13 protein-coding genes are annotated in these 14,987 nt (G+C 61.6%); all 13 read left to right on the forward strand.

The features are described from left to right. Positions 1–11 precede the first annotated feature (11 nt). Positions 12–734 carry a cobalt-precorrin-6A reductase gene (locus AC07RO_RS17375; protein ID WP_495086734.1) on the forward strand — a complete coding sequence of 241 codons (723 nt, stop codon included), beginning with the start codon at positions 12–14 and terminating at the stop codon, positions 732–734. Positions 735–879: 145 nt separating this feature from the next. Then, positions 880–1,170: an addiction module antidote protein gene (locus AC07RO_RS17380; protein WP_463579250.1), complete on the forward strand. Its 291-nt coding sequence runs from the start codon at positions 880–882 to the stop codon at positions 1,168–1,170. A 97-nt stretch (positions 1,171–1,267) separates the two neighbouring features. Beyond that, positions 1,268–1,684: a DUF2946 domain-containing protein gene (locus AC07RO_RS17385; RefSeq protein ID WP_282370805.1), complete on the forward strand. Its 417-nt coding sequence runs from the start codon at positions 1,268–1,270 to the stop codon at positions 1,682–1,684. A 49-nt stretch (positions 1,685–1,733) separates the two neighbouring features. Further along, positions 1,734–2,210, forward strand: a complete 477-nt coding sequence (locus AC07RO_RS17390; RefSeq protein WP_495086664.1) for a copper chaperone PCu(A)C — start codon at positions 1,734–1,736, stop codon at positions 2,208–2,210. Between the two features lie 35 nt (positions 2,211–2,245). After that, entirely contained in the window at positions 2,246–2,701 is a 456-nt protein-coding gene (locus AC07RO_RS17395; RefSeq protein WP_495086735.1) for a DUF2946 domain-containing protein, read from the forward strand. Between the two features lie 85 nt (positions 2,702–2,786). Next, positions 2,787–4,160, forward strand: coding sequence for a PepSY-associated TM helix domain-containing protein (locus AC07RO_RS17400; RefSeq protein ID WP_495086665.1), 1,374 nt, complete (start codon positions 2,787–2,789; stop codon positions 4,158–4,160). Between the two features lie 264 nt (positions 4,161–4,424). Beyond that, positions 4,425–7,901 carry a dermonecrotic toxin domain-containing protein gene (locus tag AC07RO_RS17405; protein ID WP_495086666.1) on the forward strand — a complete coding sequence of 1,159 codons (3,477 nt, stop codon included), beginning with the start codon at positions 4,425–4,427 and terminating at the stop codon, positions 7,899–7,901. A gap of 249 nt (positions 7,902–8,150) precedes the next feature. Continuing rightward, positions 8,151–9,416, forward strand: a complete 1,266-nt coding sequence (gene urtA / locus AC07RO_RS17410) for an urea ABC transporter substrate-binding protein (RefSeq protein WP_122533769.1) — start codon at positions 8,151–8,153, stop codon at positions 9,414–9,416. 187 nt (positions 9,417–9,603) lie between these two features. Beyond that, positions 9,604–11,193: an urea ABC transporter permease subunit UrtB gene (urtB, locus tag AC07RO_RS17415; RefSeq protein WP_495086667.1), complete on the forward strand. Its 1,590-nt coding sequence runs from the start codon at positions 9,604–9,606 to the stop codon at positions 11,191–11,193. Further along, positions 11,193–12,272: an urea ABC transporter permease subunit UrtC gene (urtC, locus tag AC07RO_RS17420; RefSeq protein WP_495008501.1), complete on the forward strand. Its 1,080-nt coding sequence runs from the start codon at positions 11,193–11,195 to the stop codon at positions 12,270–12,272. The genes urtB and urtC overlap by 1 nt, the downstream gene beginning before the upstream one ends. Continuing rightward, positions 12,269–13,123 carry an urea ABC transporter ATP-binding protein UrtD gene (gene urtD / locus AC07RO_RS17425; RefSeq protein WP_192173458.1) on the forward strand — a complete coding sequence of 285 codons (855 nt, stop codon included), beginning with the start codon at positions 12,269–12,271 and terminating at the stop codon, positions 13,121–13,123. Before urtC ends, urtD begins: the two co-directional genes overlap by 4 nt. 144 nt (positions 13,124–13,267) lie before the next feature. After that, positions 13,268–13,966 (forward strand): urea ABC transporter ATP-binding subunit UrtE, encoded by a 699-nt coding sequence (urtE, locus tag AC07RO_RS17430; protein ID WP_495086668.1) that lies wholly within the window; start codon positions 13,268–13,270, stop codon positions 13,964–13,966. Positions 13,967–14,015: 49 nt separating this feature from the next. Next, entirely contained in the window at positions 14,016–14,861 is an 846-nt protein-coding gene (locus AC07RO_RS17435; protein WP_495086669.1) for an urease accessory protein UreD, read from the forward strand. Positions 14,862–14,987: the final 126 nt, after the last annotated feature.

Consider the following 14,987-nt stretch of genomic DNA (forward strand, 5'->3'; position numbering starts at 1 on the left):
AAAAGGCAGCCATCAAACGCGTGCTGTTGCTCGGCGGCGTGACCGACGCGCTCGCGATCGCCCGCACGCTGGGGCCTCAACATATTTACAGCCTGGCGGGCGTGGGTCGCGTGCCCACCGACTTGCGCTGTGAAGTGCGTGTGGGTGGGTTCGGCGGCGCTGAAGGTTTGGCAAACTTCGTACAGCAAACTGGCATCGATCTGATCCTGGACGCGACGCACCCTTACGCTGCGCAGATGAGCCAGAACGCTGTCACGGCGTCGAAGCTGACCGGTGTTCCCTGCTGGGCACTGCGCCGACCCGCGTGGCAGCCGGGGCCAGACGATGACTGGCGCGAAGTCGCGGACTGGGCAGAACTGATCGCAGCCCTCGCCCCCTTTCAACGCCCCCTGTTCACCCTGGGCCGCGAGCCTTTGCAGCATCTGCACGAGATTCCAGCCCATCAGTTCTGGACGCTGCGCGCCCTGGACATCTACGCCGGAAACGAACGCTGTGAAGTGATCGGCGCCCGCGGGCCTTTCCGCCTGGAGGACGAGCGCGAGCTGTTCGAGACTCGCAACATCGACGTCCTCATCAGCAAGAACAGCGGCAGCACCGCGACCGAGCCGAAGCTGGAAGTGGCGCGGGAACGCGGGATGCCGGTGTTGGTGTTGAAGCGGCCGGTGTTGCCGGAGGTGGATCGGGCGTTCTGGAGTGTGGGCGAGGTGCTGGATGCGTTGCGGGACGTTGGCTGACGCATGCCAAAGATGCCGTGAACATCGTCCGGGTTTGCGGATCGGTCTGACTTCCACCGTCTGACTCGCCTGACATCGGAAATGTATCCTCCGGGATACCTTCCCGTGTGTTTTGTGCGGAACGCTTCACGGCGAGGGAACAATGATGAAAGAAGAATTCAAACCGTTCGACGCAGCGGAATATCTGGAAACACCCGAAGACATGGCAGGCTATCTGGACGCGTGCCTTGAAGAAGACAATGGCGATGGTGTGCTCATACGCAAAGCTCTGGGCAACATCGCGCGGGCTTATGGCATGTCTCAGATCGCACGTGATACTGGGCTGGGTAGAGAGAGCCTGTACAAAGCGCTGAGCACAAACGGCAACCCCGAATTCGCCACCATCATGAAAGTCATCAAAGCCCTTGGCCTGAAACTCCACGCCTCCACCGCCTGACCCCCTGCTGAACCCTGACTGAACCAAACCCGCCGCGCGACATAACGTCGCGGGCGGGCTTTTTACATCTGGCGGCCGATCAGGCTAAATGGCCGACATGAAAAAACAACAAGATCAAATCATCACGCAGAAGCGGCGCCGGGCCTTTGCCTGGGTGGCCTGTTTCGCGTTGCTGTTCGGCGTACTGGCAATGCCGATGACACCGACCATGCCGCGCCCCGAGGGTGAGCGGCTGGTCTGGGGAAGCGCCTGCACTGGCGCCGCGTCACGACTGGCCATGACGCCCGTTGAAGTCATCGACAGACAATCACCCTATCACCCCGACATCGCGTTCATGCAGCACTGCGCCTGCTGCACACACGCCACGCCACTGGTTGCAGTGCCGACCCGCATCGGTTTCGGACTGTTCGCCCTGGTCGAGCCGGTGCGTTTCCCTGTCGCGGTGCTGGTGCTGCGCGCGGCACCACGTCAGCACTGGCCTGACCGTAATCCTCACGCATCGCCCAAGGTCTGATGTCCCGATCGTGCCGTCGCGTACCTGAATGAACCGGAGACCTGCGTAGATGCTGAACAAAATCCTCCTGCTGATCGCCCTCGCGCTGCCAGCCGGTTTCGTTGAAGCCCAGGATTACACCAAGGGCAAACTGACCGTCGCGCAGCCATGGTCCATGGCGCTGCCGCCCAACGCGCCCACCGTCGCTGCGTATTTTGTGATCACCAACAACGGTCCTGACGCCGACAGACTGGAAGCGGTCGACAGCCCCATCGCCGGTGCCGCCCAATTGCATCAACACGTGAGCCAGGACGGCCTGATGAAGATGCAGCACGTCGAGACGGTGAATATCCCTGCCGGTGGCACCGTGACATTCGCCCCCATGGCCTATCACGTCATGCTGCTGGATCTGAAAGACCGCACCCGACTCATCGACGGCCAGACCTTCCCGCTGACCCTGCACTTTCAAAAAGCGGGCGACCTGACCGTTGACGTCGTGGTACTGAAACAACCACCGGTTGCTGCCGCTCCGGCCCACGCCCACTGACCCGCTGAATACCGACACCACTCCACTTGAACCGCCTGCCCGCGAACCGCGCCAGATCCGCCACCGCCCCTCGTCATCCGCAGGGCGCCTGGCTGAGCCTGTTCGCCATGCTGATGATCTTCATCGGTCCGCTGATCTCGCAATCCATGCCGATGGAGCATCACAGCGGCATGGCGATGCCTGCGCCGACTTCCATGTCGATGCATGGCGAGATGGACATGTCGGCGTCGATGGACATGGGCGCAGGCGAGCACAGTAGTCACGTCAAGGCCGAGCAAAGCGCCGGCGTCGATCACGTCATCTGGGCCAAGTGCGGCTATTGCACGCTGCTGTTCAGTTGCCCGGCGCTGACCAAAACCGTGGCCGTATTGGCGCCGGTCCCGCCTAAGCCCGCGGACTTCTACAACGAGGCCCCGCAACACGGCCACGCTCAGCGCAACGTCTTCCCCAACGCCCGCAGTCGCGCGCCGCCCCTCTCGTCAGTCGCCTGAACACCACAAATTGATTCGTACCCGCTGACGGCTTTCCGGCCGCCAGCGGGTTGCGCCGTGTTTTCCCTGACGGGAGCGTTGCACCATGTCCAAACCGAATGTGTCTTTCTACAACCTGGCGTGGCGATGGCATTTCTATGCCGGCCTGTTCGTCGCGCCGTTCATGATCCTGCTGGCGGTCACCGGGATCATTTACCTGTTCAAGCCTCAGCTCGACACGCTGATGTACAGCGACCTGCTGACGGTCAAACCCGCTCACCACTCACTCAGTGCCGATGACCTGCAAAACCGCGTGCTGACGGCTTATCCACAGGCGCAGGTGAGCAAGTACCTGCCGCCGCTGAATGCCGAGGGCAGCGCGCAGTTCGTGGTGAAAAACGACGGCCGCGACGTGAACGTGTTCATCGATCCGTACAGCGGCACGGTGCTCGGTACCCAGGACGCCAAGCAAAACCTGCAAGCCATCGCGCGCGAACTGCACGGCGAACTGATGATTGGCACCGTCGGTGACCGGCTGGTGGAACTGGCCGCTGGCTGGGGCATCGTGCTGGTGGTTTCAGGTGTGTATCTGTGGTGGCCGCGAGGGCGATCACCGGCCGGCGTGCTCTGGCCTCGCCTCACCGCGCGTGGTCGCATTCTCTGGCGCGACCTGCACGCGGTGACCGGATTCTGGGGTTCGGTGGCGCTGCTGTTCATGCTGCTGAGCGGCATGACCTGGACCGGCATGTGGGGAAAGGTCTACGCCGACGTGTGGAACACTTTTCCGGCGGCCATGTGGAATGACGTACCCAAGTCGGATAAGCAAGCGGGCGCATTGAACAGCGCGAGCATACAGACCGTGCCGTGGGCCATGGAAAACACGCCGATGCCGGTGTCGTCCGGGGATCACGCCGAGCACATGAATCACATGCACATGTCCAGCGCTCCCGCAGCGCCGGGCATCTCCCTTCAGCAAGTGGTGGACATTGCCAAGGCGCACCATATCGAGCCGGGCTACAGCATCACCCAACCGAAAACGGCTGACGGCGTATTCACCGTTTCCGTATTCGCCGACGACCCGCGAAATGACGCCACGCTGCACGTCGATCAGTACAGCGGCAAGGTGCTGGCGGATGTGCGTTACAGCGATTACAGCACGGTGTCGAAGGCCACTGAACTGGGCGTGATGCTGCACGAAGGCAAGATGTACGGCTGGGTGAACCAGCTGCTGATTCTGTTCATCTGCCTGATGGTGCTGCTGAGTTCGGTGAGCGGAATCGTGATCTGGTGGAAGCGTCGCCCGCAGAACGGCTTTGGCGTTCCGCCTTTGCGCCATGACTTGCCGCGCTGGAAAACTGCGACGGCGGTGATGATCGTGCTGGGCGTGGCCTTCCCACTGGTGGGCGTTTCGATGCTGGCGGTGTGGCTGCTCGATCGAATAGTGCGTTCGCGCTTTGCCAAAATGGCGACAACAGCTTAGATTGCGTCTCGCGGGGCCTGGAACCTCTTTTGGGTGGTTTAGTGATGAATTCCTCCTCATTTCGGGTTTCAGGCTCCGCACCTGTTTTATCTGCTCACTGAGCGCTGCCTTTCTCCCCCGAAAAATCCTACTTGCCTGGTCGCTTTCCCTTCGCGCTCAGGCCAGAGAGTGCCTACAGACGCACGCCCCAAGCCCTGACTCCATGCAATGAGTTGCCGAACCCAACGGTTCTGCGAATCATCCCCCATGCAATGAACAGGCACCATGAATCCCACAACCGTCACTCCCTCAACTACGTCTACCTCCACACCCATCGCTGACAGCCCCGCGCTGACACGCTACGAGCTGCCCGATTTCACCCAGGCCCTTGAACAGACGTTTGCCGAATGCCTTCGCCTGACCCATCCCGGTCTTGTGGTTGACTGCGCCAGTGCGCGGCTCGTCTGCCGAGAGCGAAACCCGCAACCTGCCGCAACGGCGACCATCAGCAGTTACCCGCTGCTTGCCAGCCTGGTAGCCCATTTCACCGGGCTCTTTGAATGGCAGAACGTCGAGTCTGCCGGGCTCTACGCCACAGAGTTTCCTTCGTCTGACACGCCCTCCCTTGGCGGACTGGACCGCGACGCGCTGGCCACTTTGTACACCTGCGTCGCACAAACGCTGGCCGAGCGGTACAAGCAACGGCTCTCGGATCACTGGGCAGAGATTCAGCCTTCCGGCAAAACCCGGCGCGATGACTTTCTCGCCGACCGGGTTCAACTGCTCAGGCTGGAAGGCCAGATGCGTGTGGAGCGCGGCCAGTTTCAGCCGCATCTGCACAGCATGCTTAACGACACGCTGGATTACGGCGTCGACACCTCGCCCGAGCCGTTGCAGAAATACGATGTGTTCAGCTTGTCGCTGGGTAGGAGCGACGGTCCGCTGTTTCCTCTGACCGGCACGTTTGTGATCACCGAACAACGCAGCGATCAGGTTCCGGCAACCGACGACGCGTCACTGGGCGAGGTCATTCTGTACACCCCCGCCGACAGCCTGGAGCGATTCGATTCACTGCATCAGCTCACCGAGACTCTCACCCGACGCCTTGCCGAGGACACTCAACGCGGTCGGCTGCTGAGCCATCTCACGCTCGATGACGTAGTGGCACTGGCGCTTCCCGGCGTTGAAAACGCGCAGCCCGCTCTGCGCTGGAGCTTGCAGAGGCTGGGCAACAATTTCATGAGCCTGCTGCTGACATTGCAGATCATCAAACAGAAGGCCGACTTTGATCACGCGGTGAAAATCGCTCAGTCCCTCAGGCTGGATCAACCCTCATTCCAGCGGCTGATTTTCGAGCTGATGGCCTCGGAACAGCTGTTCGATAACCACCGCATCGAGCGCCTGCTGGATTGCGATGTGGTGCGCGAGCAGATGCCTGAGTGGTGGCAACGGATGAATGAAGATCAGCACGTCGAATGGGCGCGACACGCGACGGTGTACGCGCAGGCGATCCGCGCAATCCGGCGCATCAGCCTTGATCACTTCAACACACCACAAGCTGACAGCCTGCACGTCCTGAGGGCTTACGCCGATGCGACGGTCAGCGCCGCACTGGCGGAGAAAAACATTCAACTGTCGCCCCGACAGATTGTGGTAACGGCGATGTTCCACCAGCCCATCCCGGTGCGCTTTTACCCTATCACCGTGATGGAAACCGAGACTCACTCGCAGACCTTCTCACTGCACGCCCTGGCCCACGACAACGCACTGCGGGTGACCGCTCAGGATGCCAGCGAGTTGCGGGCTGCAGACGGGCACGGTGCAGAAATACCGTTGCTCTCCGCAGAATTCACGCGCGAGTTGCTGGCGCGAATCGACATGCCAAAGCGACTGGATGACTACCTTGCCGAACACTTTGACCACTCTGATTTCGCTGACCAGTTGAAGCATCAGCACCGCGAGTTGCTGTTGGCGCGCCTGGGCATGGCGTATATCGAGAGTGAGCTGAACGGCTTTCCTGAAAACCGGCTGGCCTGGATCAAAGCGGTACTGGACGGTCCCGATTCACAGCGGCGTCAGGGGGTGGACGGGGTCAGGATCGAGGTGCGATTACTGCAGATCAGCGGGGTAAAAATCCCGGACATCATGCTGATTGCCCCGGTCGGCAAATTCGACAGGGGGCCTCTGACCCTTTGCACGCTTAACGCGCCGGATAACGTGGTGTTCCGCACCTTTGACAGCATGTTCCATCTCACCCAGGCGTTTCTGGAACAAGACGTGTACAAATCCTACGTGGCGAGGTTGATGCCATTGGCCGACAGGCGCCTGGCCCGGGTGATGCTCGATTATGAGGAGTGGCTCAAGCACTGGCGCTTTCCAGACGCATTGACGTCGCTGCCAGGTCCATTTCCCGCCCCGTCCCATTTGATAAAGCCAGTGGTCTTCGTGACGCAGACCGGCGACCTGTTTGACGAGCATTTCAGGATCAGGATCCGCCAACTGAAAGAAGAAGCGAAATCCCTGTTGGTCCAGCCTGGTGGTGGCAATTCCCGAAAGCAGGTATTCGACATGGTCGTGAGCATCGCACTGCTGCTGTTGCCCCCGCCGGTCATGGTTCCGCTCGCACTGGGGCTGGGCCTTTACAACGCCTGGAGCGGCTTTCAAAAAGTGGATGAAGACGACTGGGAGGGTGCAGCCCAAGAGTTTATGGACGCGGCCGGTTATTTGCTGACTGCCGGGATTGGTCGAGCAAGCGCCGCAGCGCTGAAGGGGCCTCAACTGGCGATGATAAAACGCCCGCATCTGGTCCGCCGCACCGGACGCCATGGGCAGGTGCAAATCGGCTATATGCTGTCACCCGCTGGTGCGCCCTTCTTTGCGGAGTCGGGCATGGTCACGCGGCTGGACCCGAACAAATTCACCGAAATCACCTTCGGCTCTGAAACGGGTTACGTGGGTCGACGCTTCAACCTGTTCGGACGATCTCGCCTGTATCGCCCCTATCCTCGGGATCCAGCGCTACTGATCCATGAGGATGAATATGTCGTCCGGTCAAGCACCGGGGGCTGGAAGAAGGTCTCGCAACCGGTCGTACGCCTGAGTCCACAGGCCGACCGACAGGCCCGGCATGACTTGAGCCGATTGCTCAACGGATGGCCTACCCCAATCGAAGGCATTTCCATCACTGAACCGTCCCTTGATGAACCGCGCTTCCTGGCCCTCGCAAACCACGCCAAAGCGGAGCTCTACCCCGAACTGCTCGACTATATCGAAGGGGGCTCGGCCGAGATCAACCGACTCTTGAGAAGCGGCGCGCGAACACCCCGCACGCAGGCATTCCTCAACCAGTTCCACCGCCTGCGCTCATGGAAAGGCGATGCGTTCCGCGCCGCGCACGTAACAGACGAGGGCCTGCAGCAATTGCGACGCGAGCTCGGTGCGGTGTTCGTGGATGCGGGCGTGCAATCGGCGTCGATCAGCCGAACCAATGCCGTGCGCTGGAGCCTCGACAGCTTCGTGACTGACCCGGCGCCGAGCAATACGCATCCGGTATTTCTGATCTTCGCGCCGTCGGTTCCGAAGAAAAACATGTTCTCGGGCTTTCTCGGTGATCACGTCGCCATCCCGCCCGGCACCCGCCTGCAACTCAGGGCGTTCAGAGAGGTGAACGGAGAAACGTTCGCCTATTTCACCGCGCCGGACAGGCTGGTGTACGAAACATTCGATCTGTTCACCGGCGAGCGTGAGCTTTTTGTGAGGTAGCCCTTCTCGCCAATCGCGTCAGACCACCCAGCCTTGCGACTCCAAAGGGATCGCACCAGTTGGGCGCACCTGACGCACCACCTGACTCGCACCGATCCACATTGGTGCGGGGCGCCCTGTGCAGGCGACTTTTTCATTCCATTTTGCGACGCGCGCGGCCTTGGCCCAGCGTTTGCTAAAGCCTAAGCAGACTCAACTCTGCACCGCCAACAGCCGTCATCTAAAAAAATCAAGGAATGGAGCTAGCCAATGAAGCGTCGTAGTTTGCTGAAAGCGTTCACTTTGTCTGCATCGATCGCAGCGATGGGTTTGACCTGGACCGCTCAGGCGGCCGAAACCATCAAGGTCGGCATTCTGCATTCTTTGTCCGGCACCATGGCCATCTCCGAGACCTCGCTCAAGGACATGGCGCTGATGACCATCGATGAAATCAACGCCAAGGGCGGCGTCAACGGCAAGATGCTCGAGCCTGTGGTGGTCGACCCGGCGTCGAACTGGCCGTTGTTTGCGGAGAAAGGTCGTCAGTTGTTGACCCAGGACAAGGTCGCCGTGGTGTTCGGTTGCTGGACTTCGGTGTCGCGCAAATCGGTGTTGCCGGTCTTTGAAGAACTGAACGGCTTGCTGTTCTACCCGGTGCAGTACGAAGGCGAAGAAATGTCACCGAACGTGTTCTACACCGGCGCCGCGCCTAACCAGCAGGCCATTCCTGCGGTTGAATACCTGATGAGCGAAGACGGCGGCGCGGCCAAGCGCTTCTTCCTGCTGGGCACCGACTACGTCTACCCGCGCACCACCAACAAGATTCTGCGCTCGTTCCTGCACTCCAAAGGTGTGGCGGACAAGGACATCGAAGAGGTCTACACCCCGTTCGGTCACAGCGATTACCAGACCATCGTGTCGAACATCAAGAAGTTCGCGGCAGGCGGCAAAACCGCTGTGATCTCCACGGTCAACGGCGACTCCAACGTGCCGTTCTATAAAGAGCTGGGCAATCAGGGCCTGAAAGCCACCGACGTACCGGTGGTGGCGTTCTCGGTCGGCGAAGAAGAATTGCGCGGCGTCGACACCAAGCCGCTGGTGGGCAACCTCGCCGCGTGGAACTACTTCGAATCGGTGAAGAACCCGGTCAACACCAAGTTCGTCGCCGACTGGAAGGCCTACGCCAAGGCGCACAACCTGCCGAACGCCGACAAGGCCGTGACTAACGACCCGATGGAAGCCACGTACGTGGGTATCCACATGTGGGCGCAAGCGGTCGAGAAAGCCAAGTCCACCGATGTGGATAAAGTCCGCGAAGCCATGGCTGGCCAGACTTTCGCCGCGCCGTCGGGCTTCACCCTGACCATGGACAAAACCAACCACCACCTGCACAAGCCGGTGATGATCGGCGAGATCAAGGCCGACGGTCAGTTCAACGTGGTCTGGCAGACCAAAGAACCGATTCGCGCCCAGCCGTGGAGCCCGTTCATTCCGGGCAACGACAAAAAGCCTGACTACGCGGTGAAGAGCAACTAAGGAAAAAACAGGGTAAACGGTCGGTTGAAATGTTCCGGCTGAACCTATCCCTGTAGGAGTGAGCTCGCTCGCGATCGCGATCTGCCTGTGACGATGATGTCGGCTGGTATACCGCCATCGCGAGCAAGCTCACTCCTACAGGTTCCTCGTCTGACGTTACGTCATGCGGGTGCTCTCAGGATTCGATATGCCCAGATACTTCCATCACCTTATTCTCGCGCTGTGCCTGTGGCTGCCCTTCGCCGCCCACGCCAGCGAGGCCGGCGACTTTGTTGCGGCCGACTCCTCCGAGCGCGCCCAATTGCTGGAAAGCTGGGCCGCCAGGCCTGACCCGGCGCGCGTCGAGTTGCTGGTTGCCCTGCAGGATGGCCGCGTCGCTGCCGACAGCAGCAACCGGGCGTTCATCCAGAACGGCGACAGCTTTATCGCCGTCGACCCGGACGCCCCCGCGGTGGCCGATGCACCCAACCCCGATGCGCCCCAAGCCATCAGCCTGAACAACCGCCTTCGCGGCCTGATCAATACCGCGCTGGCCAGCCATCAGCTTTTAGCCGCCGACCCGAAAGTCCGTCTGGCCGCCGCGCAGGTCCTGCAAAAAAGCGCCCGTCCGGCGCAGTTGCCCTTGCTGGTGCAGCAAGTGGCGAGCGAACAGGACGACAGCGTTCACGCCGCCCTGACCCTGGCGCTGGCCAATCTGCAACTGGTCGACATCAGCCCCACCGTGCGGCTCGCCGCCGTGCGTCTGCTCGGTGAAACCGGTGATCCGCTGGCCCGCACCCGTCTCGAAACCCTGCTCGAACCCAACGTCGAAACCGACGCTACCGTGCGCCTGGCGGCCGAAACCAGCCTGGCTCAGGTCAAACGCAAATTGATGTTCGGCGAGATCCTCGGGCAAGCCTTCGCCGGCCTGTCGCTCGGGTCGATTCTGCTGCTGGCGGCGCTGGGACTGGCGATCACTTTCGGCCTGCTCGGTGTGATCAACATGGCCCACGGCGAGATGCTGATGCTCGGCGCCTACGCCACCTACGTCGTGCAGATGATGTTCCAGCGCTACGCCCCCGGCGCCCTTGAGTTCTATCCGCTGGTGGCGCTGCCGATCGCGTTTTTCGTCACCGCGGGCATCGGCATGGCGCTGGAGCGTACGGTCATTCGCCACTTGTACGGTCGCCCGCTGGAAACACTGCTGGCGACATGGGGCATCAGCCTGATGCTGATTCAGCTGATTCGCGTGGTGTTCGGCGCGCAGAACGTCGAAGTGGCCAACCCGGAATGGCTGTCGGGCGGCATTCAAGTGCTGCCCAACCTCGTGCTGCCCTGGAACCGCATCGTCATCATTGCGTTCGCGCTGTTTGTCGTCGTGCTGACCTGGCTGCTGCTGAACAAAACGCGCCTGGGCCTCAACGTGCGCGCCGTCACCCAGAACCGCAACATGGCCGCCTGCTGCGGCGTACCCACCGGGCGCATCGACATGATGGCCTTCGGGCTCGGCTCCGGCATCGCCGGTCTGGGCGGCGTGGCGCTGAGCCAGATCGGCAACGTCGGCCCTGACCTGGGCCAGAGCTACATCATCGACTCCTTCCTGGTGGTCGTGCTCGGGGGCGTCGGTCAGCTGGCCGGCAGCGTCACGGCGGCCTTCGGGCTGGGCATCGCCAACAAGATCCTTGAACCGCAGATCGGCGCGGTGCTGGGCAAGATCCTGATCCTGGCGCTGATCATTCTGTTCATTCAGAAACGTCCGCAAGGCCTCTTCGCACTCAAAGGACGGGTGATCGACTGATGAATCAGCCATTGATGGTCACTGCCGCACAACGCGCCGGCACCAAAGTCACGGTCGCGGTCGGCGCGGTCATTCTTGCCCTGCTGATCGCCCTGCCGTTGTTGTCCTTGCTGCCTGAAAGCAACGGCCTGCAGGTGTCGGCCTACACGCTGACGCTGGTGGGCAAGATCCTCTGCTACGCGATCGTCGCGCTGGCTCTGGATCTGGTCTGGGGTTACGCCGGCCTGTTGTCCCTGGGCCACGGGCTGTTCTTCGCCCTCGGCGGTTACGCGATGGGCATGTACCTGATGCGCGAGGCGTCGGGTGACAGCCTGCCGGCGTTCATGACCTTTCTGTCGTGGACCGAACTGCCGTGGTACTGGGTCGGCACGCAGCATTTCCTCTGGGCCATGTGCCTGGTGGTGCTGGCGCCGGGGTTGCTGGCACTGGTGTTCGGCTTCTTCGCCTTCCGTTCGCGGATCAAGGGCGTGTACTTCTCGATCATGACCCAGGCCCTGACCTTCGCCGGCATGTTGCTGTTTTTCCGCAACGAAACCGGCTTTGGCGGCAATAACGGCTTCACCAACTTTCGCAGCATTCTGGGGTTCAGCATCACCTCCCAAGGCACCCGCGCCGTGTTGTTTCTGCTGACAGTGGCGTTGCTGGCGGGCAGCCTGTTCGTCGGCTGGCGTCTGGCGCGCAGCAAGTTCGGTCGCGTGTTGACCGCCGTGCGCGATGCGGAGAACCGCCTGATGTTCTGCGGCTACGACCCGCGCGGCTTCAAGCTGTTCGTCTGGGTGTTGAGCGCCGTGTTGTGCGGCCTGGCCGGGGCGTTGTATGTGCCCCAGGTCGGCATCATCAACCCGAGCGAAATGTCGCCAACCAACTCCATTGAAGCGGCAGTCTGGGTCGCCCTGGGCGGTCGCGGCACGCTGATCGGCCCGCTGCTCGGCGCCGGTGTGGTCAATGGCATGAAGAGCTGGTTCACCGTGGCTTTCCCTGAATACTGGCTGTTCTTCCTCGGCGCGCTGTTCATCGTGGTGACGCTGTATCTGCCCAAAGGCGTGATCGGCCTGATCAAGAAAAGGGGCGAGCAATGAAAAGCACTCCGACGCCCGCATTCGATCCGGTGCTCGACCCGAACAGCGATGCCGGTACCAGCCGCGACGCCATCGGTCTCGGGCAGGTTGCCGGCAAGGGGCTGAACACCCTGCACGGCACGATCCTGACTCTGGAAGACATCAGCGTCAGTTTCGACGGGTTCAAGGCTCTCAATGATCTGAATCTGTACATCCGCGTTGGCGAGCTGCGCTGCATCATCGGCCCCAACGGTGCGGGCAAGACCACGCTGATGGACGTGATCACCGGCAAGACCCGCCCCAGTCACGGCAAGGCCTGGTTCGGCGAAACCCTTGATCTGACCAAGATGAGCGAAGTGCAGATCGCCCAGGCCGGGATCGGGCGCAAGTTTCAGAAACCCACGGTGTTCGAAGCGCTGAGCGTGTTCGAAAACCTGGAGCTGGCGCAGAAGACCGACAAATCGGTGTGGGCCAGCCTGCGGGCCAAGCTCAACGGCGAACAGCGCGACCGCATCGACGAGGTGCTGGAAACCATTCGCCTGACCGCGTCGATGTCACGGCCCGCCGGGCTGTTGTCCCACGGCCAGAAACAGTTTCTGGAGATCGGCATGTTACTGGTCCAGGATCCGCAATTGCTGCTGCTCGATGAGCCCGTCGCTGGCATGACCGACGCCGAAACCGAATTCACCGCCGAGCTGTTCAAGAGCCTGGCCGGCAAGCACTCGCTGATGGTGGTCGAGCACGACATGGGCTTCGTCGGCACCATCGCCGACCACGTCACCGTGCTGCACCAGGGCAGCGTGCTGGCGGAAGGATCGCTGGAAGACGTGCAGGCGGATGAACGGGTGATTGAGGTGTATCTGGGGCGGTAAACCTCCGATCTGCTGATCGTTCCCTCGCTCCGCGTGGGAATGCATCCGGTGACGCTCCGCGTCATGAAGCAGACGCAGAGCGCCCGATGCGGCGTTCCCACGCAGAGCGTGGGAACGATCATAGGATTTCTTGAGAAACTGGCCATGCTCCAAGTCGAAAAGCTCCACCAGTACTACGGCGGCAGCCACATCCTCCGAGGCCTGTCGTTTGACGTAAAAATCGGCGAGGTCACGTGCCTGCTCGGTCGCAACGGCGTGGGCAAGACCACGTTGTTGAAAGTGCTGATGGGGCTGCTGCCCGCCAAAGAAGGCGTGGTGCACTGGGAAGGCAAGCCGATCACCGGTTTCAAGCCCCACCAGCGTGTGCATTCCGGGATCGCCTACGTGCCCCAGGGCCGGGAGATTTTCGGCCGACTGACCGTTGAGGAAAACCTGCTGATGGGCCTGTCGCGTTTCCCGGGCTCAGAGGCCAAGGAAGTCCCGGCGTTCATCTACGAGCTGTTCCCGGTGCTGCTGCAGATGAAGCACCGGCGTGGTGGTGACCTGTCCGGCGGTCAGCAACAGCAACTGGCGATCGGTCGCGCCCTGGCCAGTCGCCCTCGCCTGCTGATTCTTGACGAACCCACCGAAGGCATTCAGCCCTCGGTGATCAAAGAAATCGGCGCGGTGATCAAGAAACTCGCGGCGCGTGGTGACATGGCAATTCTGCTGGTCGAGCAGTTCTACGACTTTGCCGCCGAGCTGGCGGATCAGTACATCGTCATGTCCCGCGGCGAGATCGTCCAGCAGGGCCGTGGCGAAAACATGGAGGCCGAAGGCGTTCGGGGTCTGGTCACCATTTGATGCGCCGATCAGCTAAGGTACGGTCCTTCGATAACACGATAATCGACTTATGAATCTTCCTGCCCACACCGCCCTGTTCACCCCCAGCTGGCATGCCGAGCTGGAGCTGGCGTATGGGCGTTTCGGCGACAGCACGCGCCCGACCCAGCGACGCCATAAAGGTCCGTTGCGGGTGCAAAAGCATCTGTACGCAGAAGGCCCGCAGGTCTGCCAGCACATCATCGTTCACCCGCCGGGCGGCATTGCCGGCGGCGACCGGCTGGACATCAGCGCCAGCGTGGGCGCCAATGCCTGGGCGCAACTGACCAGCCCCGGCGCAGCGAAGTGGTACCGCGCGGCGGGTCCGGCTTATCAACAACTGGACATCAAAGTCGCGGCAGGGGGCACGCTGGAATGGCTGCCCCAGGAGAGCATCGTGTTCAGCGAGGCCAAGGCTGAATTGACCACGCGGATCGACCTTGAAGGCGACGCCCGGCTGTTTTATTGGGATGTGGTTGCGCTGGGCCGACCGGCCAGTGGCGAGCGTTTCGATCACGGCCACTTTCAGGCGCATCTGGATATCCGGCGTGACGGCACGCTGTTGTGGCACGAGCGCCAGCGCATCGTCGGCAACGACGGCTTGCTGGATTCGCCGATCGGCCTGGGCGGCAAACCGGTGTTCGCAACGCTGATAGTGACCGGGGAAATCGACGCTGAATTGATGGAGCGCTGCCGCGAGCTGGCCGAACATTCCCCCGTGCGCGGCGACCTGAGCCAGCTGCCCGGGCTGATCATCGCCCGTTGCCTGGCAGACGAAGCCCTGCATGCTCGGGCCTGGCTGATTGCATTATGGAAGCTGCTACGCCCTGCCCTGTTGGGCCGGGAAGCGGTGGCGCCGCGGATCTGGAGCACTTGATGGGACGCGTTGCCCGACCCGCTCCCTCGGGGCACGCATAGACAACCTGTAGGAGTGAGCTTGGTCTGGGCCGCATCCGGACGATAGCGATCCGTCAGATAGGAATATGTCTCTGACACACCGCAA

Source organism: Pseudomonas sp. GW821-FHT07F05 (assembly GCF_059418765.1).

Bases quoted from the DNA above. Each gene is read 5' to 3' on its own strand.
- urtD (WP_192173458.1), top strand. From the start codon at position 12,269: ATGAAAAGCACTCCGACGCCCGCATTCGATCCGGTGCTCGACCCGAAC.
- urtC (WP_495008501.1), top strand. From the start codon at position 11,193: ATGAATCAGCCATTGATGGTCACTGCCGCACAACGCGCCGGCACCAAA.
- AC07RO_RS17390 (WP_495086664.1), top strand. From the start codon at position 1,734: ATGCTGAACAAAATCCTCCTGCTGATCGCCCTCGCGCTGCCAGCCGGT.
- urtA (WP_122533769.1), top strand. From the start codon at position 8,151: ATGAAGCGTCGTAGTTTGCTGAAAGCGTTCACTTTGTCTGCATCGATC.
- urtB (WP_495086667.1), top strand. From the start codon at position 9,604: ATGCCCAGATACTTCCATCACCTTATTCTCGCGCTGTGCCTGTGGCTG.
- AC07RO_RS17400 (WP_495086665.1), top strand. From the start codon at position 2,787: ATGTCCAAACCGAATGTGTCTTTCTACAACCTGGCGTGGCGATGGCAT.
- urtE (WP_495086668.1), top strand. From the start codon at position 13,268: ATGCTCCAAGTCGAAAAGCTCCACCAGTACTACGGCGGCAGCCACATC.
- AC07RO_RS17405 (WP_495086666.1), top strand. From the start codon at position 4,425: ATGAATCCCACAACCGTCACTCCCTCAACTACGTCTACCTCCACACCC.
- AC07RO_RS17380 (WP_463579250.1), top strand. From the start codon at position 880: ATGAAAGAAGAATTCAAACCGTTCGACGCAGCGGAATATCTGGAAACA.
- AC07RO_RS17435 (WP_495086669.1), top strand. From the start codon at position 14,016: ATGAATCTTCCTGCCCACACCGCCCTGTTCACCCCCAGCTGGCATGCC.
- AC07RO_RS17385 (WP_282370805.1), top strand. From the start codon at position 1,268: ATGAAAAAACAACAAGATCAAATCATCACGCAGAAGCGGCGCCGGGCC.